This window comes from Paenibacillus agri, assembly GCF_013359945.1.
GTDB classification, from domain to species: domain Bacteria; phylum Bacillota; class Bacilli; order Paenibacillales; family Paenibacillaceae; genus Paenibacillus_AQ; species Paenibacillus_AQ agri.
In genome coordinates, this window is sequence record NZ_JABWCS010000220.1 from 92,761 (window position 1) to 116,572 (window position 23,812).

General features: G+C 49.9%; 23 protein-coding genes and 1 riboswitch. Of the genes, 20 read left to right on the plus strand and 3 right to left on the minus strand.

Going from position 1 to position 23,812, the window contains the following annotated elements; translation table 11 throughout:
* Window positions 1–83 precede the first annotated feature (83 nt).
* Together HPT30_RS25585 and HPT30_RS25590 are read right to left on the minus strand one after the other, a co-directional pair.
* Window positions 84–944, minus strand: coding sequence for an EamA family transporter (locus HPT30_RS25585; protein WP_175374127.1), 861 nt, complete (start codon window positions 942–944; stop codon window positions 84–86).
* Window positions 945–966: 22 nt separating this feature from the next.
* Window positions 967–1,929: a metallophosphoesterase family protein gene (locus HPT30_RS25590; RefSeq protein ID WP_175374128.1), complete on the minus strand. Its 963-nt coding sequence runs from the start codon at window positions 1,927–1,929 to the stop codon at window positions 967–969.
* A gap of 274 nt (window positions 1,930–2,203) precedes the next feature.
* Here HPT30_RS25590 and HPT30_RS25595 point away from each other — a divergent pair, with 274 nt between their 5' ends.
* The 16 genes from HPT30_RS25595 (at window position 2,204) to HPT30_RS25670 (ending at window position 17,283) form a co-directional block, all read left to right on the plus strand.
* On the plus strand, window positions 2,204–2,977 hold the full coding sequence (locus HPT30_RS25595; protein ID WP_175374129.1) for a DeoR/GlpR family DNA-binding transcription regulator: 774 nt from the start codon (window positions 2,204–2,206) through the stop codon (window positions 2,975–2,977).
* A 171-nt stretch (window positions 2,978–3,148) separates the two neighbouring features.
* Window positions 3,149–3,649, plus strand: a complete 501-nt coding sequence (locus HPT30_RS25600) for an Lrp/AsnC family transcriptional regulator (RefSeq protein ID WP_175374130.1) — start codon at window positions 3,149–3,151, stop codon at window positions 3,647–3,649.
* A gap of 14 nt (window positions 3,650–3,663) precedes the next feature.
* Window positions 3,664–4,884: an aminotransferase class I/II-fold pyridoxal phosphate-dependent enzyme gene (locus HPT30_RS25605; RefSeq protein ID WP_175374131.1), complete on the plus strand. Its 1,221-nt coding sequence runs from the start codon at window positions 3,664–3,666 to the stop codon at window positions 4,882–4,884.
* A 188-nt stretch (window positions 4,885–5,072) separates the two neighbouring features.
* Complete coding sequence (locus tag HPT30_RS25610) at window positions 5,073–5,330, plus strand: aspartyl-phosphate phosphatase Spo0E family protein (RefSeq protein ID WP_175374132.1); 258 nt, start codon at window positions 5,073–5,075, stop codon at window positions 5,328–5,330.
* A gap of 178 nt (window positions 5,331–5,508) precedes the next feature.
* Window positions 5,509–6,543 (plus strand): C40 family peptidase, encoded by a 1,035-nt coding sequence (locus tag HPT30_RS25615; protein ID WP_175374133.1) that lies wholly within the window; start codon window positions 5,509–5,511, stop codon window positions 6,541–6,543.
* Window positions 6,544–6,668: 125 nt separating this feature from the next.
* A complete protein-coding gene (locus tag HPT30_RS25620) occupies window positions 6,669–7,304 on the plus strand; it encodes a TetR/AcrR family transcriptional regulator (protein WP_217622527.1) in 636 nt (211 codons plus the stop codon).
* A gap of 301 nt (window positions 7,305–7,605) precedes the next feature.
* Entirely contained in the window at window positions 7,606–8,514 is a 909-nt protein-coding gene (locus HPT30_RS25625) for an SDR family oxidoreductase (protein WP_175374134.1), read from the plus strand.
* A gap of 88 nt (window positions 8,515–8,602) precedes the next feature.
* The gene (locus HPT30_RS25630) at window positions 8,603–9,346 is read left to right on the plus strand and encodes an SDR family oxidoreductase (RefSeq protein ID WP_175374135.1); all 744 of its coding nucleotides are present in this window, start codon (window positions 8,603–8,605) and stop codon (window positions 9,344–9,346) included.
* A gap of 255 nt (window positions 9,347–9,601) precedes the next feature.
* Window positions 9,602–10,159 carry a type 2 periplasmic-binding domain-containing protein gene (locus tag HPT30_RS25635; protein WP_083205325.1) on the plus strand — a complete coding sequence of 186 codons (558 nt, stop codon included), beginning with the start codon at window positions 9,602–9,604 and terminating at the stop codon, window positions 10,157–10,159.
* 41 nt (window positions 10,160–10,200) lie between these two features.
* Window positions 10,201–10,764 carry a cob(I)yrinic acid a,c-diamide adenosyltransferase gene (locus HPT30_RS25640; RefSeq protein ID WP_175374136.1) on the plus strand — a complete coding sequence of 188 codons (564 nt, stop codon included), beginning with the start codon at window positions 10,201–10,203 and terminating at the stop codon, window positions 10,762–10,764.
* A gap of 1 nt (window position 10,765) precedes the next feature.
* Window positions 10,766–11,761: an RluA family pseudouridine synthase gene (locus HPT30_RS25645; protein ID WP_175374137.1), complete on the plus strand. Its 996-nt coding sequence runs from the start codon at window positions 10,766–10,768 to the stop codon at window positions 11,759–11,761.
* A 267-nt stretch (window positions 11,762–12,028) separates the two neighbouring features.
* Window positions 12,029–12,394 carry an arsenate reductase family protein gene (locus HPT30_RS25650; protein ID WP_175374138.1) on the plus strand — a complete coding sequence of 122 codons (366 nt, stop codon included), beginning with the start codon at window positions 12,029–12,031 and terminating at the stop codon, window positions 12,392–12,394.
* A 39-nt stretch (window positions 12,395–12,433) separates the two neighbouring features.
* Window positions 12,434–13,360, plus strand: coding sequence for a 5'-3' exonuclease (locus tag HPT30_RS25655; RefSeq protein WP_175374139.1), 927 nt, complete (start codon window positions 12,434–12,436; stop codon window positions 13,358–13,360).
* A gap of 210 nt (window positions 13,361–13,570) precedes the next feature.
* Window positions 13,571–14,536 carry a DMT family transporter gene (locus HPT30_RS25660; protein WP_175374140.1) on the plus strand — a complete coding sequence of 322 codons (966 nt, stop codon included), beginning with the start codon at window positions 13,571–13,573 and terminating at the stop codon, window positions 14,534–14,536.
* Between the two features lie 587 nt (window positions 14,537–15,123).
* Window positions 15,124–16,008, plus strand: a complete 885-nt coding sequence (locus HPT30_RS25665) for an ROK family protein (protein WP_312876376.1) — start codon at window positions 15,124–15,126, stop codon at window positions 16,006–16,008.
* A gap of 249 nt (window positions 16,009–16,257) precedes the next feature.
* Window positions 16,258–17,283 carry an HRDC domain-containing protein gene (locus HPT30_RS25670; protein WP_175374141.1) on the plus strand — a complete coding sequence of 342 codons (1,026 nt, stop codon included), beginning with the start codon at window positions 16,258–16,260 and terminating at the stop codon, window positions 17,281–17,283.
* An 84-nt stretch (window positions 17,284–17,367) separates the two neighbouring features.
* Here the strand turns inward: HPT30_RS25670 and corA are convergent, their stop codons facing one another.
* A complete protein-coding gene (gene corA / locus HPT30_RS25675) occupies window positions 17,368–18,303 on the minus strand; it encodes a magnesium/cobalt transporter CorA (protein ID WP_175374142.1) in 936 nt (311 codons plus the stop codon).
* A gap of 392 nt (window positions 18,304–18,695) precedes the next feature.
* Window positions 18,696–18,826, plus strand: a riboswitch (SAM riboswitch).
* Between the two features lie 113 nt (window positions 18,827–18,939).
* Here corA and metA point away from each other — a divergent pair.
* The 4 genes from metA to mqnC all read left to right on the plus strand — a co-directional run bounded on the left by metA (window position 18,940) and on the right by mqnC (window position 23,676).
* Window positions 18,940–19,857, plus strand: coding sequence for a homoserine O-acetyltransferase MetA (gene metA / locus HPT30_RS25680; RefSeq protein WP_175374143.1), 918 nt, complete (start codon window positions 18,940–18,942; stop codon window positions 19,855–19,857).
* A gap of 50 nt (window positions 19,858–19,907) precedes the next feature.
* Window positions 19,908–21,101, plus strand: coding sequence for an aminotransferase class I/II-fold pyridoxal phosphate-dependent enzyme (locus tag HPT30_RS25685; protein ID WP_066373918.1), 1,194 nt, complete (start codon window positions 19,908–19,910; stop codon window positions 21,099–21,101).
* Window positions 21,101–22,279, plus strand: coding sequence for a trans-sulfuration enzyme family protein (locus HPT30_RS25690; RefSeq protein WP_175374144.1), 1,179 nt, complete (start codon window positions 21,101–21,103; stop codon window positions 22,277–22,279). The genes HPT30_RS25685 and HPT30_RS25690 overlap by 1 nt, the downstream gene beginning before the upstream one ends.
* Before the next feature lie 260 nt (window positions 22,280–22,539).
* Complete coding sequence (mqnC, locus tag HPT30_RS25695) at window positions 22,540–23,676, plus strand: cyclic dehypoxanthinyl futalosine synthase (RefSeq protein WP_175374145.1); 1,137 nt, start codon at window positions 22,540–22,542, stop codon at window positions 23,674–23,676.
* The last annotated feature ends 136 nt before the right edge of the window (window positions 23,677–23,812 follow it).

Sequence of the window (23,812 nt, forward strand, 5' to 3'; positions counted from 1 at the left end):
AGCTTGCTTACAAAAAAGGTTAACTCCTGAAATCAGTAGGAGTTAACCTTTTTTACATTTTATAACGAAATTAGAACGTTACACTACCCAAAGACGCCAAGCAGCACAATTCCGCAGAAAATGACTACAGAGCTGGAAATACGCTTTAGACCCTGCTGCTCCTTAAGTAGTACGATGCCGAGAAGCGCGGCAAACACCGTTCCAATCTCCCGTAGAGGGCTGATATGAGCAATGGGCGCCTGCTGCATTGCGAACAAAAACAGCAGGTAGGAGCCAGGATTCAAAATGGCCCCAAGCAGCAAAGTATTGCGGTTGGCCTGCCATTCCTCCCTGATGCGGGGCGAAGAAAGTACTGCCGGAGTCAATCCTAGGACGAATCCGATATTGGTCACTTCCAGCAGAGCAAGCGGCGACAGGTGCTGAAGATTCAGCTTATCGACGAATACATAACAGGTGGTGCATAAACCGACACTGAGCGCCATCAGAATAGGTTTTGCTTGTGTGAGCGCAGTAGCGCTAGGATGGTTCCTGACTCCGCCTGATGAACCTAGAATGATGAACCCGGCCAGCATACAGAGAATGCCTGCCCAGCCCACTGGTGTTAGCGATTCGCCTAATGCGACAATCCCGATGACGGGAACAAGCAGAGTACTTGTGCCTCTCATGATCGGATAAATTTGAGAGAGGTCGCCTAGCTCATAGGTTCTGGATAAAAGCCAGGCGTAAAGGCCCTGGAGAACCACGGACAACAGCAGCAGACCATAGGCGCTGACTGAAAGAGGGCTGCGCCATAATTCAATGATCAGCACAGGCAGGAGCAATAAAGTGGATATCATCATAATAGACCATAAAAAGACACTTTTGCTGCGGCTTTTCTTGGTGAAAAGACTCCAGACGGCATGCGCCATGCCGGAGGCGATAACTAGCAGTATAGGCAGCAGCATGAATGGTTTCGCTCCCTGCTACTTAGTGCCCGGAAGCCGGATCGGGTTCATGCAGAGGCTGATGTTCAATGAAGGAGCCGTCTTCCAGGCGCAGCCAGGTGTCGAAGGTCTTGGTGCCTTCAGATAGTCTGATGACCCGGGCCCCGCGCATAAAGCCTTCCTGGCCATAGGTATTGAAGCCGCTGGCCCGGCCATAGCTCAGCTTAATACCATGCAGGCTTCCGCTGTAGTCGTTGATATGGTCGTGACCGCAGAAGGTGCCCAGCACATTACCCATCTCCAGCAGGGTCGCGAACAAGCCCGAATTTACAGGTGCACTGCACACGCGCTCGAACTTATTTCCGTAGCAGACCTGAGTGTCCCAGACCTCCTGATATTCCGGCACAGGGATATGGAAAAAGGCAAGGGCAGGCAGCTTGTCCTTCCCGTTCTTCGGGTTAAGCCTTGCAGATTCCGCTGTCAGCCAGTTGATTTGGCTCGGCTTGACCCAATTATACCCGGGGACATGCGCAAGTTCCGAATAGCTGCCAGTATCAAGGAAATATAGTACCGCTGCGGATTCACCGTTTCGTCCATTAATGGTTAGCGAATAATTGCCCATTCCAGCGATTTCAGCCGGTCCCGCTTGAGCCAAAGCATGCGGGTGTTCCAGCGCTACTTGCATCAGCTCTTCAGGGGTAATCCGGCTCTCTGTATCATGATTGCCAAGGACAAAGGCCCAAGGGATATTCCGGGCTTCCACAGCAGCGACTGCATCACGGAAGGCTTGCTTCGGCTTCTCGCATTCCGGCTTTCCTGGGGAGACTGGTCCGGTATAGATGACATCTCCTGTAAACACGACGAGATCCGGCTGCTCCGCCTCCAGCACGCCTTCCATTAGAGCGCGGGTCTGAAGATCCTCCGCTCTGCCGTCCATCCAATGAAGATCTGTGAATTGTACAATTTTAAATGTTCCATCCTGTCGAAAAGTTAAGCGGGTGCTCATCCTTTTCATCTCCTCTCTGTCTGTTCCATTCAGCATCTGGTGTTGATTTATGTGTTTTTAGTTGGTTTCATGTTGATTTTAGGTCGCGTTTTAAAATTTGTCAAACCTCATTTTACAAAGGGTTTGCACCTTTATTATAGTCCCCCTTAGGTTGACAAGTGCGGCAAAGGATTTTACACTTTGAACTGTTCACGGCAGTAAAACAACAACAAAACACATAAAACATTTTAAATGAAATCATATGGTCAGACACGATTCAGGAGGAAGAAGCAGAATGTCCCTAACGTACGAGGAACGAAAGGAAACGATTCTTTCACGGCTTGAAATGGAGGGGAAGATACAGGTTCATGCCTTGGCCGGGCTGTTCAATGTCACAACAGAGACGATTAGGCGGGATTTGGACCGGCTGGAGAAAGAAGGTAGACTACGCAAGGTCTACGGAGGCGCTGTACGGATGCGTTCCGAAATGACGGAGCCGACCTTTCTGAGGCGCTCCCAGATGCAGCTGAGCGAGAAGCAGGCGATCGGCCAGTTAGCAGCATCGCTGGTGCGTGATGGAGAGACTGTTATTCTCGATAATGGAACGACGACGCTTGAGATCATGCGCGCTCTGAAGAATCGGGCTCAGGTCACGGTTATTACCAATTCGGCGCCGATTTTGAGCTGTGCGCTTGAGGGGTTTCAGGGCAAGCTGATTTTTACCGGCGGAGAGGTGAATCCCTTGTATCAGGCTGCAACAGGTGTGATTGCCCATGAACTGCTGGATCAGTTCAAGGTCAACAAAGCCTTTATCTCCGCGGGTGGCGTCTCACTGGCAGACGGGATTACTGATTATCATCTGGATGAAGCATTAATCTCCCGCAAAATGATTCAGCGAACAGAGGAAGCGATCCTTGTCGCTGATCATACCAAATTCGGTGTCACTACCTTCGCCCAGATTGCGCCGATTGAAGGCATAGCTATGGTGCTTACTGATTCCGGCTGCTCCAGGGAATGGCTGGATGCCTTCGCCCGGCTGGATATCGAGGTCTTGGTCGGTGCCCAATAAAGCATAATGCCGCATGGCTCCTTGACCGGTCTGTGAAAACAGGCCGCTCAAGCGGGTCTATTTTGTTTGCAGAGACGGCATTTTCGTGTCATATTAGTATTATTAAACTCTTTTCGCAAAGCGGCGCTTTACCGCGCTACATCTTCTGCGAAGGTATTCCGGAGGGAAGGCATGAAGGAAATGGATGAATTGAAGAGGAAAGTGCTGGAACTGCTCAAGGAGGATGCGCGAAGCTCCACAGCGTTGATGGCGACGCTACTTGGGGCAGAAGAAGCCGATGTAAAGACTGTGATTGAGCAGATGGAACAAGACAATGTTATCGTAAAATATTCCACAGTCGTCAATTGGGATAAGGTGGATGACGAGCGGGTAACCGCACTGATTGAGGTACAAATTACGCCGGAGCGGGGCCGCGGTTTCGAAGGCATCGCCGAGCGGATTTATCTGTACCCGCAAGTGAAATCCGTCTATCTGATGTCTGGCGCATACGATCTGTTGGTCGAAGTGGAAGGCCGCAATCTGCGTGAAGTCGCAAATTTCGTATCCGAGAAGCTGTCGCCTATCGATTCTGTGCTCTCAACTAAAACCAACTTTACGCTCAAAAAATACAAACAGGACGGGATCATCTTCGAGGAGCATGAGGAAGACAACCGTCTGATGATCTCTCCGTAAAGGAAGAACGCCATATGATCACGAACAATACTCAACCTAACGGAGACACCGGCAAGTCCATGAACTCCTATTTGGCCCCATTGGTCCGGGAGATTCAGCCATCAGGCATCCGCAAATTTTTTGATCTGGCAGCTGGCAGTAAGGACATTATCTCACTGGGGGTCGGTGAACCTGATTTCAAGACCCCTTGGCATGTCCGGGAAGCTTGCGTATATTCTTTGGAAAAAGGCTTCACCGGATATACCTCCAACGCAGGTATGCCTGAATTGCGGGAGGGAATTGCCAACTACCTGCATAACCGTTTTGCAGTAGATTACGATCCGGCTAACGAAATCATTGCTACAGTAGGGGGAAGCGAGGCGATTGACCTTGCCCTGCGTGCACTGATCTCACCAGGCGACGAGATTCTGATCCCGGAGCCGTGTTATATTTCATATTCTCCTATAACTGCCATCGGCGGGGGCATTCCTGTTGGCATTGAGACCTTTGGCGAGCATAACTTCAAGCTGACTGCGGAAGGGCTGGAAGCTAAGATCACACCTCGTTCTAAAGTGCTGATCCTATGCTATCCGAGCAATCCGACGGGTGCGATTATGACACGCGAGGACTGGGAGCCTATTGCCAAAGTCGTGGAAAAACATGATCTCATCGTAATTTCTGATGAAATCTATGCGGAACTGACCTACGGCAGCAACCATGTAAGCTTCCCGTCGCTGCCGGGTATGAAAGACCGCACGATTCTCGTTAGCGGCTTCTCCAAAGCCTTTGCCATGACAGGCTGGCGTATGGGCTACGCCTGCGGTCACCCGGAGCTCATCTCCGCCATGCTGAAGATTCATCAGTACACGGTAATGTGTGCGCCTTCCATGGGGCAGGTTGCCGCGCTGGAGGCGCTGACCAACGGGCTGGAGGAGAAGGATCGGATGACCGATTCCTATAACCAGCGGCGGCGTCTGATCGTGAAGGGCCTGCGGGATGCCGGGCTGGAATGCCATGAACCGCAAGGGGCGTTTTACGCTTTTCCAAGCATCCGCCATACCGGTCTGAGTTCTGATGAATTTGCCCAGCGACTGCTGCGTGAAAGTAAGGTCGCCGCGGTTCCGGGCAGTGTGTTCGGTTTGGGTGGCGAAGGCTATCTCCGCTGCTCGTATGCGACTTCAGTGTCGCAGCTGAATGAGGCCATCGAACGTATTGGAGCCTTTGTCACCAAGCTCGAAAGGGAAAGAACGGAATAAAGAGTAAAATTTATGAAAATAGTCTAGTAAATCTCTCAATTGCATGGTATAATTTTACTTTGAGAGAGTAAGTGTAGCCTTTAATGACAGTTGGAGGTCAACGTTGCTCTGGAAACGAAGCGGATGCTTTCTAGCCGGTTGTTTCGATGCTATTTTTTAGCAGACGCTCAACAAGATTTTTAGGAGGTATGATTGTGCTCAGTGCCGATTATTACTTACCTTCCTATGGCGGGGAATGTTTTTCAGGAAGCGGGAAACGGTCCCCTAAGGGCGATGCTTCTGTACGCAGGCTCTCTTTGGAAGATGAAATTCGGGTATTACGCACCAAGATGGAGCAGCTTTTTTTGCAGGAGAAATCGTTCACCTCGGACAACGTCATTGAAATCAGCAGTCTGCTGGATCTAAAGATAAATGAATATATGAAGGTACGTCCCTGTAGAAGATAATCGTCCGGGGCGCAGCTCGGAGGGCCCATTTGGGCCCTCTTTTTTATGACGATAAAGAAGCCAATCTGGGTGTATTGCCTGACATTTCACATGAACCTGGAAACAATTGGCACAAAACTTCTGGAACCGGCCTGAGTACAAACTCTTGAATCTATCAATCACCCGAGGTGAAGACAACATGAAGAGAACTAGACAAGCGGCACTGCTTCTGCTACTGGCACCGCTGTTGTACTCAGCTCCGGCACATGCCGATAGCGCAACTGTCAATCAAGAGACTGCCATCTATTTGGATGGACGACCCCTTCAATTCGGTGTTCAGCCACTGTTCGTGAATGATACGGTCCTTGTGCCGATGCGCAAGCTGTTTGAGGAGCAGGGAGCCAAGCTCTCTTGGGACAATCAAGCCAAATCGGTGACAGCGACCAAGGGAGAGACCGTGTTGAGTTACCGGATCGGAGATGGGGCTGCTTATACGAATGGTAAGCCTGTCACACTGAGCGTGCCGGGTCAGATCGTTGCCGGGAATACGATGATGCCGCTGCGATATTTTAGTGAGGCGCTGGGCAACCAAGTGAAATGGGACCCGGTTAGTCATGAAATCCGTATTCATTCAGCCCAAGAGTACAACACCAAGATTGTGAGCGCCGTTAACCTACGCACCGTGCCGGATTCAAGAACGGACTCCAGTGTCATTGAATCGCTACCGGCTGGGGAGAAGGTTCAGGTTCTTGAAGAGACCGATGCCCTATGGCTGAAAGTACGCACAGAGGACAATAAGACAGGTTATATATCTGCAAAACCGGGCTTTAGCGACTACACCAGTCCTTCCCTTGCAGAGCTGCAAGGAAATGCGTTGCTGGCGTATGGAGAGAAGTTCCTGGGTACCCCTTATGAATTCGGTGCTTCTCCGGATCAGACACGTACATTCGACTGTTCATCTTTTGTCGGTCGGGTGTTCAAGGAGGTTCTGTCCATTGATCTGGCGCGTGTCTCCTACAATCAGGCCAAAGAGGGCAAGAAAGTAAGTATCGGAGACCTGCGTAAGGGTGATTTGCTATTCTTCAGTGCGCGCGGACTAAATATTGGGCATGTCGCCATTTATGCCGGAAACAACCGGATTCTGCACACCTATTCGAAGGAACAAGGCGTTCACTACGAAACCTTGGACAGCAAGTGGATGAAACGTTTTGTGACGGCCCGCAGAGTATTTTAGGGTGTACTTGTATCCAGTAATACAAGGTGTGAGGTTATGAATGACAAAATAACAATATTGATACCCTATAATTGTTGTGCTATGGTATTCGTAAAGCAAGCAAGGGGGTAAAGAAGGCACAGCGAATGCTGAGGGCCCTTTTGTCCGGTATTTGTGTAACTTCGATCAATATGAAAAATGAACAGGCATTAACTAAAGAAATGATTCTGGATGCAGCGGAGAGCGTGCTGCGCCGGTTTGGTCCTGATAAAAGCTCGGTAGTAGATGTTGCCCGTGTACTATCGGTAAGCCATGGAACGATCTACCGTCATTTTCCCAGCAAGGCAGTTTTGCGGGCAGCGGTAACGGAGCGGTGGCTGCACCAAATCTCTGATCCGCTGCAGGCAATAGCGGAGGAGAAGGGCGGTAGTACGGCCCAGCGGCTGAGGCAATGGTTTCTGGTCCTGTCACAGAGTAAGCTGGCTTACGCTGTAGAAGATCCGGAGATGTTCGCAATGTACACGGCGGTTACCCTGGAGACTGCGGATGTCATCTCGGAACATGTAGACTGCTTAATCTCCCAAATCGCTCAGATCGTTGAGCGGGGGATAAAGCAGGGAGAATTGAAGCCGGGTCAGCCTGAAGTGATGGCGAGAGCGCTGTTTATTGCAATGGCTCATTTTAATCACCCCGCGCATGCTTACGAATGGTCCGAGACCACACTTGGTCAGGATTTTGACTCCGTGTGGGGGCTGCTGATTGAAGGGATCAAAGCCTCTTAATTCAAATGGCTAAAGGTAATGTGTAACAAAAACATAGGGAAGTACTGCTGATTAGACTTATAAGCGGTGCTTCTTTTTTTTTGCAAAATAGAAAAGAAAAAAATAAAATGACAAATATATAAAATTGTCAGTTGATTATTGATATTTGTTATTATATAATCAATTCACCGGACGGATGCAGCACAGAATTCAATTGGGCTCATACGCCAACAAAATCTTAAGGAGATGCATAGCAGCGAAGAAACGTGCCGACATTATGAAGATTGGACTGGTAATCAATCCATTTTTAAGGAGTGACAACATGAATCAAACTCACAAATCAGTTATTCTCGTCACAGGTGCTTCTACTGGAATAGGCAACTTGTCCGCCCGCACTTTGGCGGCCGCAGGACATATCGTATATGCCAGCATGCGCGATGTTGAAGGGCGGAACGCCCCCCGGGCCAAGGAACTGCACGATTATGCAGCGGAGAATGGATTCAGTCTTAAGGCTCTGGAGCTGGATGTTCTCTCTCAGGAATCGGCAGACCGTGCGGTGCAGGTCATTGTGAAAGAGCAGGGTGTTTTGGATGTGGTTATGCATAATGCTGGTCACCTAGTAGTTGGTGTGACTGAGGCTTTTTCCCCGGAAGAAATGGCTAAGGTATATGACACCAACGTTCTCGGGACACAGCGGGTGAACCGGGCGGCTCTGCCGTATATGAGAGCACAGGAATCTGGCCTGCTGCTTTGGATCAGCAGCACTACCGTTCGCGGCGGCTTCCCGCCGTTCCTTGGACCTTATGTAGCTGCCAAAGCGGCTATGGATTCACTTGCCCAAACGATGGCGTATGAAGTCGCTCCTTTCGGGATCGAGACTTCCTTCGTAGTACCCGGTGCCTTCACGAAAGGGACTTCACATTTTCCGAATGCTACCCCTCCAGCTGATGGAGAGACTTCAGCAGCTTACGCAAGAATCAACGGGCTGCTCGATGAGGTTGGCGATAGGCTAAGCGCGCTTACACCTGATGACGCTGATCCTCAAGCTGTAGCGGATGAAGTGGCCCGTATTGTCAGCCTGCCCGCTGGTCAGCGTCCTGTACGATCTGTTATCGACTTTGTCGGTGACGGTGCGGCTGAAGTAACGGAGCTTTCGGAGAAACTGCGGATTGAATTTTTGGAGCGGATTGGACTCGGCGGTTTGTTAGAGGCTGCTGTAACTGTTGATTAAATCTAAATATTGGTGGTAAGTTACTTTCTTTTGTTTGGCTTGTATAGTACTACTTGTTCTATTTAATAAATCATTGGAGGTTATTAACATGGGAAACAATCTTTCTGGTAAAGTGGCAGTCGTAACAGGTTCATCGAGAGGCATCGGCCGTGCAATTGCAGAGGAACTGGCCCGGAACGGGGCGAAGGTTGTGGTGAATTACAGCAGCAGCCCGGATAAAGCGGAAGAGGTTGTTTCCGAAATTAAGCAAAACGGCGGCGAGGCTGTAGCCATTCAGGCGGATATTAGCAATGTAGCCCAGTTGGAGAAGCTGTTTGAAGAAACAGTGAAGGCTTTTGGCGCCCTGGATATTCTGGTGAACAATGCTGGTGTAATGATGACCAAGCCGCTTGCGGCAGTCACTGAGGAGGATTTTGACAAGCAGTTCGGCATCAATGTGAAAGGAACCTTCTTTGCTATCCAGCAAGCGGTCAAACACATGGGTCAGGGCGGCCGGATTATCAATTTCTCCACTTCTGTCGCTGGTGTAATGTTCCCGACGTACAGCGTTTACGCAGGCAGCAAGGGTGCAGTAGAGCAATTTACCCGGCAACTAGCGAAGGAGCTTGGACCTAAGGGAATCACCATTAACGCTGTCGCACCGGGTCCTGTGAATACCGAGCTGTTCACTGTGGGTAAATCGGAGGAGCAGATTGACGGTATTCGTAAAATGAATGCTTTCGGACGTCTGGGAGAGCCGGAGGATATCGCAGGGGCGGTTGTGTTCCTGGCCAGCGACGCATCCGGTTGGGTGACCGGCCAGACATTGCGTGTCAACGGGGGAATGGTGTAAAAAGGTAGGATTTTTATTTGCAGAATTGAAAACAAGCAACGAGCCATGGTCATGGGGATCCGGCTCGTTGCTTGTTTTTGCTTCTCTAGGGTGTCACATACTTACGAGGCTACGGTACAAACCGAACCTTTTCCTCAATCAGGCCTTGCTATGTTTATTGTAAAAATTTCAAGTTGATTTCTATATATTTGCCTTCTTTGCGCAAGTGCGTTTAAACTGTTATTATGTGATTTTCAGGACTAAGGGGGAAGCGGATTGAAGGGAAAGTGGAAAGGCAGCATAGCCGTTGCACTGCTGGTAATGATGACATTGATTGCAGGCTGCGGTGGGGGGAACACGAAGGATACGGTGAATATCTTTATGATGTTGAACGGAGTGAATCCCGATACCAAGGTTGTTCAGGGCTTTGAGAGCCACCTGAAGGACAAGCTGGGCGACGAGGCTAAGGTGGAGTTCAGCACAGCACCGATCTATAATATCCAGAAGCTGATGGTTGAATACGCGGCTGCTATGAATGATATTGTAATCCTGTCGAAGGAAGATGTGCTCAACTATGGCAAAAGCGGAGCCAACCGCCCGCTGGACGAATATTTTAATCCGGACGATTACCCGGAAGGCGTCTTTGAAGGCGGGGTAGTGAAGGAAGGAAGCAAGGATATTGTTCAGGAGAAGCATTTGTTTGCGATTCCGTTGTCCAAGCTGAAGATGTTCAAGGATGCCGGCTTTGCGCCTGATGATGCGTTTCTGACAATTGCCGTTTCGGCGGACAGTCTGGAACAGAGCATTGCAGCGATTAAAGCCATGATGGAATAGATTGATTCACAGTATTGGTGAAAAGTGGAGGAGAGTACGTTATGAAAATTTATACACGTACCGGCGATAAAGGGGAGACCTCAGTCATCGGAGGCAGGGTAGCCAAGGACGATGTCCGGGTAGAAGCTTATGGAACTATCGATGAGCTGAACGGCTTTGTAGGACAGGCACGTAGTCTGATGGAAGACGAGAAGTTCGCCGATGTCCGGGAGCAGCTGCTGGAGATTCAGCACGAGTTATTCGACTGCGGCTCAGATCTGGCTTACGTAACACTAAGCGACAATAACTATAAGGTGAATATGGAGATGGCCGAGCGGTTGGAGGGCTGGATCGACAGTTTGGAAAGTGAGAATCCGGCGCTGGAACGGTTTATCCTCCCTGGAGGAAGTCAGCTGTCGTCTGTGCTGCATGTCTGCCGCACCATCTGTCGTCGTGCTGAACGGCGGACCGTGACGCTTGCTCGAAACAGCGAGGTCAACCCGGAGGTCGTCATATACCTGAACCGTCTATCTGATTACTTCTTCGCACTGGCCCGTACTGCTAATACAAGAACAGGGATTGCTGACGTAGAATATGTGCGCGGTAAAAAGGTGTTCCGGAATTAACATGACTAGCTATTATTCACCCATAACTTATATCATTCCACCGGAAGAGGACGGCTGGTTGCTCAAGACCATCCTGCACAAACGGATGGATATTTCACGCAAGCTTTTGTCCAGGCTCAAAATGACGGAGCAAGGCATTATGGTCAACGGGGAGCGCGTTTATATCAGCGTGAAGATCCAGACCGGAGATATTGTGGAGATCCGCATGGAGACAGAAGTTTCCGAGGATATTTTACCCCAGCCGATTCCTTTCGAATCGCTGTATGAAGACGAGCATCTGCTGGTGGTCAACAAAGCAGCAGGGATCATCGTGCATCCGACCCACGGCCATTATACGGACACTTTGGCTAACGGCATTGTTCATTATTGGGCGGAAAAAGGGGAGCGCTACCGCTTCCGGCCGGTACACCGGCTGGATCAGGAGACTTCGGGCGTTCTAGTTATCGCCAAGAACCCGTTTGCGCATCAGCACATCTCTGAGCAGATGATTGCCGGAACGGTGGACAAGCGGTATACGGCCTTCGTACATGGCGTACCGGCAGCGCCGGAGGGTGATATCGATGGGCCAATCGATCGTGATCCGGCGGAGCCCCACCGGCGCATTGTGACGCCGGAGGGCTATCCTTCCCTGACCCGTTACAAGGTCATGGAAACCTATAGCGGAGGCTCACGAGTAGAGCTGAAGCTGGAGACCGGGCGCACGCATCAGATTCGTGTGCATATGACCTCTATCGGCTGTCCGCTGATCGGTGACGGTATGTACCGGCACCCGCTGTACAGCGAGACCGTGCCGACGCCTGCCCAGCAAGCACAGCTGGCAGGGATTGCTGCGCTGGATGCTGCGATGCCGCGTCAGGCGCTGCATGCAGTGAGGCTCTCGCTGCGGCATCCGGTGCTGCCGGAGAACCTGATCTTTGAAGCGCCATTGCCGCCGGATATGGCGGCTTTGGAGAGGGAGCTGAAGCAGGGGAAGCCTAAGCCTACGCTTGAAGCTTAAGTTGGGCTTTGATAGCGGGAAAACATACCGTTAAATATTTCCTTTCGCCTTATGCCCGCATCCGTAAGCAAATACCGTCTCCGGATTTCAACCGTAAGCAGTGGTGCAATGTAAAGAAATCTAGAGACAACAGCAGCCGGAAGCCGAATCCTTCCACCGCAGTGACGACCGAGTCTTCGTTCGGATCTTAATCACTATAGCTGTACATTTGCGGAAAAGTGAAGTGCTGTGGCACTTTGCCCGCTATCTATAATTAAGGAGCACACTATGAGCACATTGAAAGTCTATCATTATACAAAATGCGGCACCTGCCGCAATGCGATCAAATGGCTGCAGGGACAAGGCCATGAACTGGATCTGCAGGATATTAAGGAACAGCCTCCAGGTGTGGAGGAGCTGCGTGAGCTATTCAAGAACAGCGGACTGGAGCTGAAGAAGTTCTTTAATACCAGCGGTGATGTCTATAAATCACAGGGGCTCAAGGATAAGTTGCCAGGTCTTAGCGAGCAAGAGCAACTGGAGCTTTTGTCCAGCAACGGAATGTTGATTAAACGCCCAATCGTCAGCGATGGAACCAAGGTTACCGTAGGATTCAAGGAAGACCAGTATGCGGGGGCCTGGAGCACCATCTGACCCCAATAACGAATAAGATGAATTAGGAGAGGTTTACACATGACAGCAGAAACGAAGGGTCGCGTGATGATCGTGGACGGAATGGCTCTGCTGTTCCGTGCCTATTACGCCACCGCTTATGGCGGATATATCCGCAAGACCAGTGCAGGACTGCCGACAAACGCCGTTTACGGCTTCTTGCAGTATTTTTTCGACGCGGTCAGCACATTTAATCCTACGCATGTAGTATGCTGCTGGGATATGGGTAAGGGCACGTTCCGTACCGAGAAATATGATGGTTATAAGTCAAACCGGGCGGAGCCGCCGCTGGAGCTGATTCCTCAGTTTGATTTGGTCAAGGAAGTTGTAGCAGAGCTTGGCGTCCCCAATGTCGGGCTGGTAGGCTATGAAGCTGATGATTGCATCGGTACACTGGCAGCGGGTTATGGTGAAGAATCCGAGGTTTACATTATTACTGGAGATCATGATATGCTGCAGCTTGTTACGGACAACGTGAAAGTCGTGATTATGAAAAAAGGCCGTTCCAATTATAAAGTGTATGACCCTGCGGAACTGCTGGCTGATAAAGGCCTTACGCCTGCTCAAGTCATCGACTTAAAAGGCTTTATGGGCGACACGAGTGACAACTATCCTGGCGTTCGCGGGATCGGTGAGAAGACGGCGCTTAAGCTTCTAACAGATTATGGTACAGTCGAAGGCGTTATCGAGAATTTGCAATTGCTGCCTAAGGGTGTGCGGACCAAGATCGAAGCTGATCTTGACATGCTGCACTTGTCACGGGATCTTGCACAAATCCGCTGTGATGTACCGGTAGCCTGCGAACTGTCCGAATGTCTGTGGGAAGTACGGCACGAGTCTGCCGCCCGCAAATTCAAGGAGCTGGAATTCGGCAGCCTGATGCACCTGATCGCCGAGATTCAGGAAGAAGAAGGTATTGTGCAGATTGAGCTTGGCGATTTGGGCTAGAGCAAAATAAGGTTAATGTCTAGTGAAAAGCCCTGCGGTGCAGGGCTTTTTGGTATGGATTCAAGGGGAGTGGCAGGATAGCAGCCAGTACCCTAATCTGTATCGGTACATATGCGGGTGCACATGAATTGTGACTGCTCCGCTCTGATTGCATAGTATATTGAGTTCAGTGTTTGGATAACACATTTATTTGTCCCGGAGGTAGCATGTATGAAATCCAGAAACAGTAATACGTCGGCTTATCTGGCCGCTATTCTTTATGCCTCAATTATTGGTTTTTCCTTTTTATTCGTCAAAATGACGGTTACCGAGGCCAATCCGCTGGATGTGCTGGCGCATCGCTTCGCGATCGGCTGGATCGCGGTGGCTGTACCGTTTCTTTTCGGCTGGGTCCAGCTACGTTTCACTTGGAGTGATGTCCGCAGACTACTCCCGCTGGGACTGCTGTCTCCAGTACTGTTTTTTGCGTTTCAGGCTTTTGGCCTAATGAGCGCTTCCTCGTCGGAAGCTGGCATCATTCTGGCAATGGTTCCGCTATTTACTGCGCCGATTGCGGCTTTTTTTCTTAAAGAACGGACGAACCTTATCCAGAAGCTGTCCATCCTGCTGTCTGTATCGGGTGTCATTTTCATCTTCGCGATGAAGGGAGGCGCTGGCTGGAGTGGAGGTAGTGTAGTTGGACTGGTACTGCTAGTACTGTCGGCACTGAGCATGGCAGGTTTCAGTGTGCTAGCCCGGCCGTTGACACGGAAGTATACGCCTTTGGAAATCTCTTTTGTTACTATGGCTATGGGCTTTATTTTGTTCGCGGCTGCAGCCCTGATCAGGCATGGATCGGCAGGGTCACTGAACCTCTTTTTCCAACCGTTCGCAGATTCCAAGTATTTGTTGGCTTTGTTATACCTGGGCATTCTGTCTACGGTGATTAGCAACATGTTATCTACCTATGCTCTAGGTCGCCTGGAAGCTTCCAAGGTCAGCGTCTTCAATAACCTGTCCACTTTAATCTCTATTATTGCTGGAGCTTTGATTCTGCACGAAGAATTGACAGTGGCTCATATCATCGGGACAGTCATGATTATTATTGGGGTGCTTGGCACCAACTTCGGAAAGCTTCCGTGGAAACGACGCACGGCTATAATCCCGCTGAATGTGAAAAAAGAAACGGGATCTTGAATTTGAGAACTGTGCCGATCCTGCATCTGTCTTGAATGAGGAGGCTCTTTTTTGCACCAGATAGAATGCATTAAAAAAACAAACATAATCAAGAAAAAGAGAGTTTATATAGAGACTAATAGAAATTAACGGCATTTTCGTACCTTAAATCCTCTGCAACCAGGGTTTAGTGGAGATTAAGTGCAATATTGTACCTTAAATATTCCAAAACACCCCACCCAGCGTGCATTTTCTAAAAATAAGATACAAAAATGTCCTTATTCCCCTTATTTACCTATATTGAAGAAAAATAAGGTACAAAAATGCCGTTAGTTGGGAAGGCGGCCCCTCTTGTCTCACCTTCACTTTTTGTTAATTTCATTTGTTCGGCTTATATAGATCACATTTTATTTGGTGCGATCATCTGGGCAGTAGTGCCGCAGTTACTCCGTTGTGGCATCAAAACAGACTCCGAAAGGAGTTTTTTTGATGTTGTGTCAACCGCTTGTTATATCCCTGTAGTCCAAGTATAATGTGGATTAGAGAGCGCTTTAATAATGGGCAGCCAATACGGGTCTGCCATTTATGGAGAAGGGGGATTACTTGCAGTGAAATTGCTGGGAGCGATAGAAGCAGGAGGAACAAAGTTTGTCTGCGGGATCGGAACAGAGGATGGCAATATTATTGACCGGATCAGTTTTCCGACATTAACACCGGAAGAGACGATGGGGCAGGTATTGAATTATTTCAAGGATAAAGGCGTGGAGGCGATCGGAATCGGTTCGTTTGGACCGATTGATCCGGTCCTCGGCAGTCCTACTTATGGATATATAACCACTACACCGAAGCCGCACTGGGGGCAATATAACCTTGTTGGCACTGTGGCGGAGCACTTTAATGTGCCGATCGGTTTTGATACGGATGTCAATGGTGCAGCACTTGGTGAATACACGTGGGGTGCAGCGCGTGGTCTGGACAGCTGTCTCTATATTACTGTTGGAACAGGCATCGGGGCTGGCGCAGTGGTGGGCGGCAAGCTGATTCACGGACTCTCACACCCGGAGATGGGCCACATTCTGGTTCGCCGTCATCCGGAAGATAAATACGAGGGCTTCTGCCCTTATCATGGCGATTGTCTGGAAGGCCTCGCAGCCGGTCCGGCTATTGGTAGCCGCTGGGGCCAGCCTGCGGGTGAATTGCCTGCCGATCATCCTGCATGGGAGATGGAAGCACACTATCTGGCGCATGCCCTGATGAATTACGTGCTGATCCTGTCTCCGCAGAAGATCGTTATGGGCGGTGGGGTTATGAAGCAAAGTCAGTTATTCCCGTTGATCCACAAGAAGTTGCAGGAACTGCTGAACGGCTATGTGCAGCATCCGGCTCTGAATGAAGGTATCGGTAATTATGTTGTGCCGCCTCAATTAGGAGACAATGCAGGTCTGGCCGGTGCGATCGGTCTTGCCAAGCTGGCTTTGGACAGAGAGCAGTAAGAAATAGGTATTGACTGTGCGGTAATATATGGTATTGTAGGATTTAACAGTATAGCATTGTCATGAGGAAGCACCTCTTTCGCGTTGATCGCGGAGGAGGTGCTTTTTGGCGTGGTTTGGGACAAGACTTGTATTTCCGTAGCGGAAGAATGGGACAGTGGCCGGATGTGGAGGTGTGAAGCGTCGATTAAAGTGCTGCCCCGATGTCCCTAACATGCTTGCTGTAAGACGGGAAAGGATGGGATTGTTATGCAGATAATATTCATGAACCGCTTGTCGAGGTTGGCTGGCAGGGAAGAAGAGGAGTTCGCGCAGCTATGGATCGGCGAGGAGGAGGGTGTGTGGAGCCTGGGCTGGCGTGATTTTTCGGTAAATACTGCCGAGGAGAGTACGGACAGCCTTTGGTATGAAGGTGGATCATGGAATGAGATGCTCTGTGTGTACCGGCATGAATTGGCGGTGAAGATGGGGGCCGGATACCGTCCATTGATTGACGGCGGCTTGCACGAAGAGGAGGTACTGCCCCGCCGGGGCCGGGAGCAGCTGAAGCTGCAGTATTACAGTGAGCATTATAGTCAGGAAAGTATCTATGATGAACTATGCTCTTGGCGCCGGGGCCGTGCATCCAGTGAACGCAAGGCTCCTTACATGCTGGCGAGCAATCGTCTACTGCGCCTGCTTAGTACCTTTCTGCCAAAGACGACAGAAGAGCTTCTGCAAATTCCCGGCATCGGCGAAGCCAAGGCAGCTCAATATGGCGCAGACTGGCTGGCAATAACCTCTGCCGCACCAAGAGAGCGTAATTTTCCGCTGGATTGGGTCTATGAAGAGATTGGGGACGATGAATTCTCCTCCTGGTTATATAAGCAGAAGGAGCTTAAGTATAAGCGACAGCTAGAGCGGCTGCGGCTGAATCGGACTCTGCTTCAGGGTATTGAGAGTGGCCTCGGACTGGAGCAGTTGAAGAACGAGACGGGTGTCAGCCGTAGAGAACTGCTGGAAGCGCTGGAGGAACTGGAGAAAGACGGATACTCTGTGGAGAAACTGATACAGTATGAGCTTGGAAGCATGGCGCATGAAGAGCAACAGGCGGTCTGGAAGGCCTATGAAGAGTTTGGCGACCTGTTCCTGAAGCCGGTACTGTACAAGGTCTATGGCGATACACCACCTGCTGCTGCGGGCGGCCTGGAAGTCCATTATGAACGCCTGCGGCTGATTCGCATCCGGTTCCGGCGGGAGCAGGCTGGAAGCCTTGATTCGGCGATGAGCTTTTAGCATCACGTTACATAGCAAAAAGACGAAGGAATCATGCCCCTCAGGGTGTGAATTCCTTCGTCTTGTACTTTCGTTAGTGATCCTTCATAGCCAGTCTTTTTTACGGAAGATATAGAGCATTCCGCAGCCGAGGGTCAGCATCAGACCAATTACGGTGTAGTAGCCATACTTGCTGTGCAGCTCGGGCATATGGTCAAAGTTCATCCCGTAGATGCCGGTAATGACAGTCAGGGGCATGAATATCGTTGTAATCGCGGTAAAAACTCTCATAATTTCATTGGCACGGTTAGCGATACTGGACTGATAAGCTTCTCGTAAGTTGCCCATCAGATCGCGGTAGGTCTCAAAGGTCTCGGAAATTTTTACGGCATTCTCATAGATGTCGCTGAAGTACTTCTGAAGCTGATCGTCGATCAGCCGGAGATCCTTTTTGTTCAACGTGTTGATAACTTCCTTCTGCGGACCGAGCATTTTCTTGAGCCACAGAATTTCACTGCGCAGACCGATGATTTCACTAAGATGCGATTTCTTCGTATGCATGAGGATATCTTCCTCCAGCTTCTCAATCCGGACTTCAATCCGGTCGCCGACGGAAAAATAGTTATCCACTACAAGGTCAATGAGCAGATACAGAAACTTATCCGGCTCGCTGACTTCTTGCTCCCACAGCATTGGTTTCAGGACACGTAGTTCATTGATCTTCTGCTTCGTCACTGTGATGATAAAATGTCTTCCCAGGAAGACGTTAAGCGCACGTAGGAAAATCTCCTCATCATCAAACCGGATGCTGTTCACTACAATAAAGTAGTGGCTTTCGTAAATTTCAATTTTTGGACGCTGCTCCTCTTCGCTGAGACAATCCTCAACGGCGAGATCATGCAGATTGAACATGGGCTGAATGAGTTCCAGATCCTCCACATCAGCATCGATCCAATAAAATCCCTCACTAGGAGGGGATAATGTTTCATTAATATCATCAATAGGTGTAAAAACCCCTGCGTTGACCAGCCGGATTTTCATCTGATTCACTCCTTCGATCCCTGTCTTCTTCAGGGACATGCTAATAAAAGCACAGAGAAAAAATCAGCTTGGCCGGGGTCATGTCAAGGTGAATCGGCAAATGACGTTTCGAGGGCATGAAGAAGAACTGCTCCCGCCGCCGGCAAGCTGATGTTAATCCTGTGTGGTTGTTCGTTCTGTACATTGAGCTGCGAACTCGGGTCGCCCTCCATAATCCTCTCACCTCATCTTGTCGTCCAGTTTAAAACCCTTGTCTAGTATAACGCCGGGGTATGCCTCTTTCAAGGAAAATTCTTGTCATTTTCAAGGCTCTTCAGCATTGTATGGACTTGACGAGAAGTGGGTTCATGATTTAAAGTGAATTTTAAGAAAATTCAACTGAATACAGCTAAATCTTATCAAGAGCAGGTGGAGGGACTAGCCCGATGAAACCCGGCAACCGGCGTGAAGACGCACGGTGCTAATTCTTGCAGGAGACTTTGAAGCGGGCTGATGTCCGGTGAAGATTTCTGGCAGATGAGAGAGGCGCATATGTGAATAAATATGACCTTTCTCGTTCAGAGTGAGGTCTTTTTTGTTTACCCAATGTTAACAGCCGCCAAGCGGTATTCTATTACCAAGGAGTGAAGACGAGAAATGCCAATTAAGATTCCAGACAGTCTGCCGGCGAAAGAGATATTGTCGGGAGAAAATATTTTTATCATGGACGAGAGCGAGGCGTTTCATCAGGATATACGTCCCTTGCGCCTTGCCATTCTAAATTTGATGCCTACCAAAGAAACCACGGAAACTCAGTTGCTCCGGTTGATCGGTAACTCGCCGCTTCAGGTGGACATCGTGCTGCTGCGTCCCCGTTCCCATACTTCGAAGAACACGTCGGCGGAGCATCTGAACAGCTTCTACACGACCTTCGATGAGATTAGCCACCGCCGGTTTGACGGACTTATCGTGACTGGTGCTCCTGTGGAGCAGATGGATTTTGAAGACGTAACGTACTGGGAAGAGCTGAAAGAGATTTTTGAGTGGAGTAAAGACAATGTTACTTCCACTATGCATATCTGTTGGGCTGCACAAGCCGGACTGTATCATCACTTCGGTGTGCGCAAGGAAGCATTGTCTGAGAAATGTTTTGGCGTATTCCCTCACACACTGAACCATAATAATGTAAAGCTGCTGCGCGGGTTCGATGAACTGTTCTATGTTCCGCATTCCCGGCACACGGATGTGTCCCGCAAAGATATCGAGAGTAACCCGGATCTGCAAATTCTGGCTGAATCGGAAGAAGCGGGCATTTATCTGGTAGCTACCAAGGATGGCCGACAAATCTTTGTCACCGGCCACTCTGAATACGATCCCCTTTCTCTGAAGTGGGAGTATGATCGTGATGTTGCCAAGGGCATGGAAATGGCGCTGCCGAAGAACTATTTTCCAAAAGACGATCCGGAGCGTACTCCGCCGGCGACTTGGCGCGCTCATGCTAACTTATTGTTCTCTAATTGGCTCAATTACTATGTATACCAAGAAACACCCTATGACATTGGTCCCATCATTTAAGTTATAGATGAGCATGCAGCAGTGTACTTACTATTAGGAGGTTATATGGAATGGACGACAAACTGAGGATTGAGAGCAGACTAGCCCAAATAGGATCGCTGGAAGACCCGGCCACTGGCGCGGTGAACTTCCCTATCTATAATGCAACGGCGTTCCGCCACCCAAAGCTGGGGCAAAGTACAGGCTTTGACTATAGCCGCACTAAAAGCCCGACCCGTTCTGTGCTGGAAACGGCAGCGGCGCAATTGGAATCCGGAGATGCTGCATTTGCCTGTAGTTCCGGTATGGCCGCATTACAAACGATCTTCAGCCTGTTCGGACAAGGGGATCATCTGATTGTATCACTGGATCTCTACGGGGGAACTTACCGTTTGCTGGAGCGGATCATGTCCAAGTTCGGGGTGAGCGCTTCTTATGTGGACACCAACGATCTAGAGGCGCTGGAATCGGTTCGCCGTCCGGAGACGAAAGCCGTTGTGATCGAGACACCAACCAATCCATTAATGATGATCACGGATATAGAGGCTGTCTGTACATGGGCCAAGTCGCATGAGTTGCTTACCATTGTAGACAATACGCTGCTGACGCCATTCTTCCAGCGTCCGCTGGAACTCGGAGCCGATATCATTATCCACAGTGCTACCAAATATTTGGGCGGTCATAATGACGTGCTGGCAGGTCTAATTGTGACCAAGGGAGCGGAGCTGTCTGCTGAAATGGCGATTCTGCATAATTCCATCGGCGCAGTATTGGGGCCAACCGACAGCTACCAATTGATGAGAGGTATGAAGACGCTGGCATTACGCATGGAGCGTCATGAGAGCAATTCACTGGAACTGGCTCATTATCTGAAAGGACATTCGGCTATCGCTGAGGTCTTCCATCCGGGTCTGCCGGAGCATCCGGGCTTTGAGATCCAGAACCGTCAGTCATCCGGAAATACCGGTATTTTCTCCTTCAAAGTGAAGGATGCGAGATATGTGGAGCCAATTCTTCGCCACATCCGTCTAATTGCCTTTGCCGAAAGTCTTGGTGGTGTAGAATCGCTAATGACTTATCCTACGGTGCAGACCCATGCCGATATTCCGGTTGAAATCCGTGATGCGGTGGGTGTTGATGACCGGTTGCTGCGCTTCTCGGTTGGCATAGAGCATATTGATGATCTGATCGCGGATCTAGGCCATGCACTGGAACAGGCACGTATTGAGATTGAAACAGCAGATGCACAAGGAGGCCAGGCATAATGAGTGATAACAACGTGAACAAAGATAAGAAGAATAATCTCAAATTCGCTACCCGTCTGCTGCACTTTGGCAGCGAGATTGACAAAGCCACTGGCGCTTCCAGTGTGCCGATCTATCAGGCTTCGACGTTCCATCATGAGGATATTCATAATCCGCCGCTGCATGACTATAGCCGGTCAGGCAATCCGACCCGTCAGGCGCTTGAGGATTATATCGCTCTGCTGGAAGGCGGGGAGCGCGGTTTCGCCTATGCCTCCGGCATGGCAGCTATCTCCAGCACGTTCCTCATGCTGTCCTCCGGTGATCATGTGATCGTTACTGAGGATGTCTATGGCGGTACATACCGGCTATTGACGCTCATCCTGAACCGTCTGAACATTGAAAGCACGTTTGTGGATATGACGGATCTTGAGCAGGTCAAAGCTGCGCTTCAGCCGAACACGAAAGCCGTATATATGGAAACTCCGTCGAATCCGACGCTGAAAATTACGGATGTTGCCGCTGTCTGCGAATGGGCCAAGAGTCATGAGCTTCTGACTATCCTGGATAATACATTCATGACCCCGTACTACCAGCGTCCAATCGAACAGGGCGTGGATATTGTCCTGCACAGTGCGACAAAATTCCTTGGCGGTCACAGCGATGTGTTGGCTGGTCTTGCCGTAGCGCGTACCGCAGAGATTGGCAAGCAGCTCAAAATGCTGCAAAACGGTCTCGGCACCGTGCTGGCTCCGCAGGAAAGCTGGCTCTTGATGCGCGGAATGAAGACGCTCGAGGCGCGCATGGCGCATAGCGAGATCAGCGCAGCCAAGCTTGCGGCCTGGCTTGACGCCCGCAGCGATATTACGGCTGTGTTCTACCCGGGACTGGCAAATCATCCGGGACGCGAGATCCATGAATCGCAATCCAGCGGTTACGGCGCGGTCGTCTCGTTCGATGTTGGCTCCGGTGAGCGGGCTAAGCGTGTGCTGAACAAGGTGACGCTGCCGCTTGTTGCGGTCAGCCTTGGCGCAGTGGAGAGCATCCTGTCCTACCCGGCTTTGATGTCCCATGCGGCGATGCCGGCAGAGGTTCGGGCGGCTCGCGGTATTACAGACGGACTGCTTCGCTTCTCGGTCGGCCTAGAGTCCATCGAGGATCTCATTGTTGATCTGGAGCAGGCGCTTGCGGAAGAATAATTAAGGTTAGGACGGACAGTTTCGTTTTCGGACGAAGCTGTCCTTTTTGAATTCAGAAACGGTTCTGTGAGCGGGGATGGTATGTTTTTTTACATGGAGGAAGGCCTTTTCCAAAAGATGGTTAAGGTCGTTAGACTTTGTGAAAAAAATTTCTCAAGCGGTCCGGATTGTGTTACGATGAAGGAACGAACATATTCAATTGTCTTATAAATTTTATGAAAATACCATAAAGATATGGGTTTTAAAGGAGGCTGCGAACGATGAGTGCGATAGACCTGATCTTGGATAAAGCGCTGCGGGGAGACCGGCTTGGGCTGGAGGATACCGTAAGATTGTTCGAGAGTAACGAGATTGAGAAAATGGGCGCTGCTGCCGACATTATTATGAAACGTTGGCATCCGGACCCGATGGCGACCTTCGTCATTGGCCGCAATGTTAACTATACGAATGTGTGTGATGTGTACTGCCGTTTTTGTGCCTTTTACCGCAGACCGGGCTCTGATGAGGGGTACGTACTACCGGATGAACTTATTTTCCAAAAAATTTCCGAGACGATTGCTGTCAACGGGACTGAAATTCTAATGCAGGGGGGCGTGAACCCTAATCTGCCTTTCAATTACTACACCGATTTGCTGCGTGGGATCAAGCAACGCTTCCCGGAAATTACGATGCACTCCTTCTCACCTGCTGAAATCATGAAGATGAAGGAAGTCTCTGGTCTGTCACTGGAAGAAGTTATCCGCGAGATTCATGCAGCTGGACTGGATTCACTTCCAGGCGGTGGTGCCGAAATTCTCGATGACCGTACACGCCGTAAAATCAGCCGTCTTAAAGGCTCCTGGCGCGACTGGATGGACGTTATGCAGACCGCGCATAAAGTCGGTATGAACACGACGGCGACTATGGTCATTGGTCTTGGCGAGACTATGGAAGAGCGGGCACTGCATTTGCTGCGAGTGCGTGAAGCTCAAGATGAGTGCATTGCTAATAAGTATGACTCCGAAGGCTTCCTGGCCTTTATCTCCTGGACCTTCCAGCCGGATAATACCAACCTGAAGCTGGACAGACAGACACCTGAAGAGTACCTGAAGACAGTAGCGATCAGCCGTCTGGTGCTAGACAACATCAAGAACTTCCAATCTTCCTGGGTAACTATGGGGCCGGAAGTCGGCAAGCTGTCGCTGCAATATGGCTGCAACGATTTCGGCAGCACAATGATTGAAGAGAACGTTGTGTCCTCTGCGGGCGCTACGTACAAAGTTAACATCGAGTCCATCACCCAACTGATCCGGGAAGCTGGTAAAATCCCGGCACAACGCAACACGCGTTACGATATCCTGCGGGTGTTCGATGATGCCAATGCGAAGATCGACAATGATTTTGTAATGCAGAACTAAGCATAGGGGCTGCTACTTTTAGAGTTTCGAGGCTAAATATAGACTGTAGATTCATTCGGGGAAAACGAATGTGTCTACAGTCTTTTATTTTTTTGCTGAAATAATAATTTACATCAATATCCAAAAGTGATATCAT

Coding starts and splice junctions, on each gene's coding strand:
- HPT30_RS25615 (WP_175374133.1), top strand. CDS start 5,509: ATGAAGAGAACTAGACAAGCGGCACTGCTTCTGCTACTGGCACCGCTG.
- HPT30_RS25585 (WP_175374127.1), bottom strand. CDS start 944: ATGCTGCTGCCTATACTGCTAGTTATCGCCTCCGGCATGGCGCATGCC.
- HPT30_RS25620 (WP_217622527.1), top strand. CDS start 6,669: ATGCTGAGGGCCCTTTTGTCCGGTATTTGTGTAACTTCGATCAATATG.
- metA (WP_175374143.1), top strand. CDS start 18,940: ATGCCAATTAAGATTCCAGACAGTCTGCCGGCGAAAGAGATATTGTCG.
- HPT30_RS25630 (WP_175374135.1), top strand. CDS start 8,603: ATGGGAAACAATCTTTCTGGTAAAGTGGCAGTCGTAACAGGTTCATCG.
- HPT30_RS25640 (WP_175374136.1), top strand. CDS start 10,201: ATGAAAATTTATACACGTACCGGCGATAAAGGGGAGACCTCAGTCATC.
- HPT30_RS25600 (WP_175374130.1), top strand. CDS start 3,149: ATGAAGGAAATGGATGAATTGAAGAGGAAAGTGCTGGAACTGCTCAAG.
- HPT30_RS25610 (WP_175374132.1), top strand. CDS start 5,073: ATGATTGTGCTCAGTGCCGATTATTACTTACCTTCCTATGGCGGGGAA.
- HPT30_RS25645 (WP_175374137.1), top strand. CDS start 10,766: ATGACTAGCTATTATTCACCCATAACTTATATCATTCCACCGGAAGAG.
- corA (WP_175374142.1), bottom strand. CDS start 18,303: ATGAAAATCCGGCTGGTCAACGCAGGGGTTTTTACACCTATTGATGAT.
- HPT30_RS25605 (WP_175374131.1), top strand. CDS start 3,664: ATGATCACGAACAATACTCAACCTAACGGAGACACCGGCAAGTCCATG.
- HPT30_RS25650 (WP_175374138.1), top strand. CDS start 12,029: ATGAGCACATTGAAAGTCTATCATTATACAAAATGCGGCACCTGCCGC.
- HPT30_RS25590 (WP_175374128.1), bottom strand. CDS start 1,929: ATGAGCACCCGCTTAACTTTTCGACAGGATGGAACATTTAAAATTGTA.
- HPT30_RS25670 (WP_175374141.1), top strand. CDS start 16,258: ATGCAGATAATATTCATGAACCGCTTGTCGAGGTTGGCTGGCAGGGAA.
- HPT30_RS25690 (WP_175374144.1), top strand. CDS start 21,101: ATGAGTGATAACAACGTGAACAAAGATAAGAAGAATAATCTCAAATTC.
- HPT30_RS25595 (WP_175374129.1), top strand. CDS start 2,204: ATGTCCCTAACGTACGAGGAACGAAAGGAAACGATTCTTTCACGGCTT.
- HPT30_RS25655 (WP_175374139.1), top strand. CDS start 12,434: ATGACAGCAGAAACGAAGGGTCGCGTGATGATCGTGGACGGAATGGCT.
- HPT30_RS25685 (WP_066373918.1), top strand. CDS start 19,908: ATGGACGACAAACTGAGGATTGAGAGCAGACTAGCCCAAATAGGATCG.
- mqnC (WP_175374145.1), top strand. CDS start 22,540: ATGAGTGCGATAGACCTGATCTTGGATAAAGCGCTGCGGGGAGACCGG.
- HPT30_RS25625 (WP_175374134.1), top strand. CDS start 7,606: ATGAATCAAACTCACAAATCAGTTATTCTCGTCACAGGTGCTTCTACT.
- HPT30_RS25660 (WP_175374140.1), top strand. CDS start 13,571: ATGAAATCCAGAAACAGTAATACGTCGGCTTATCTGGCCGCTATTCTT.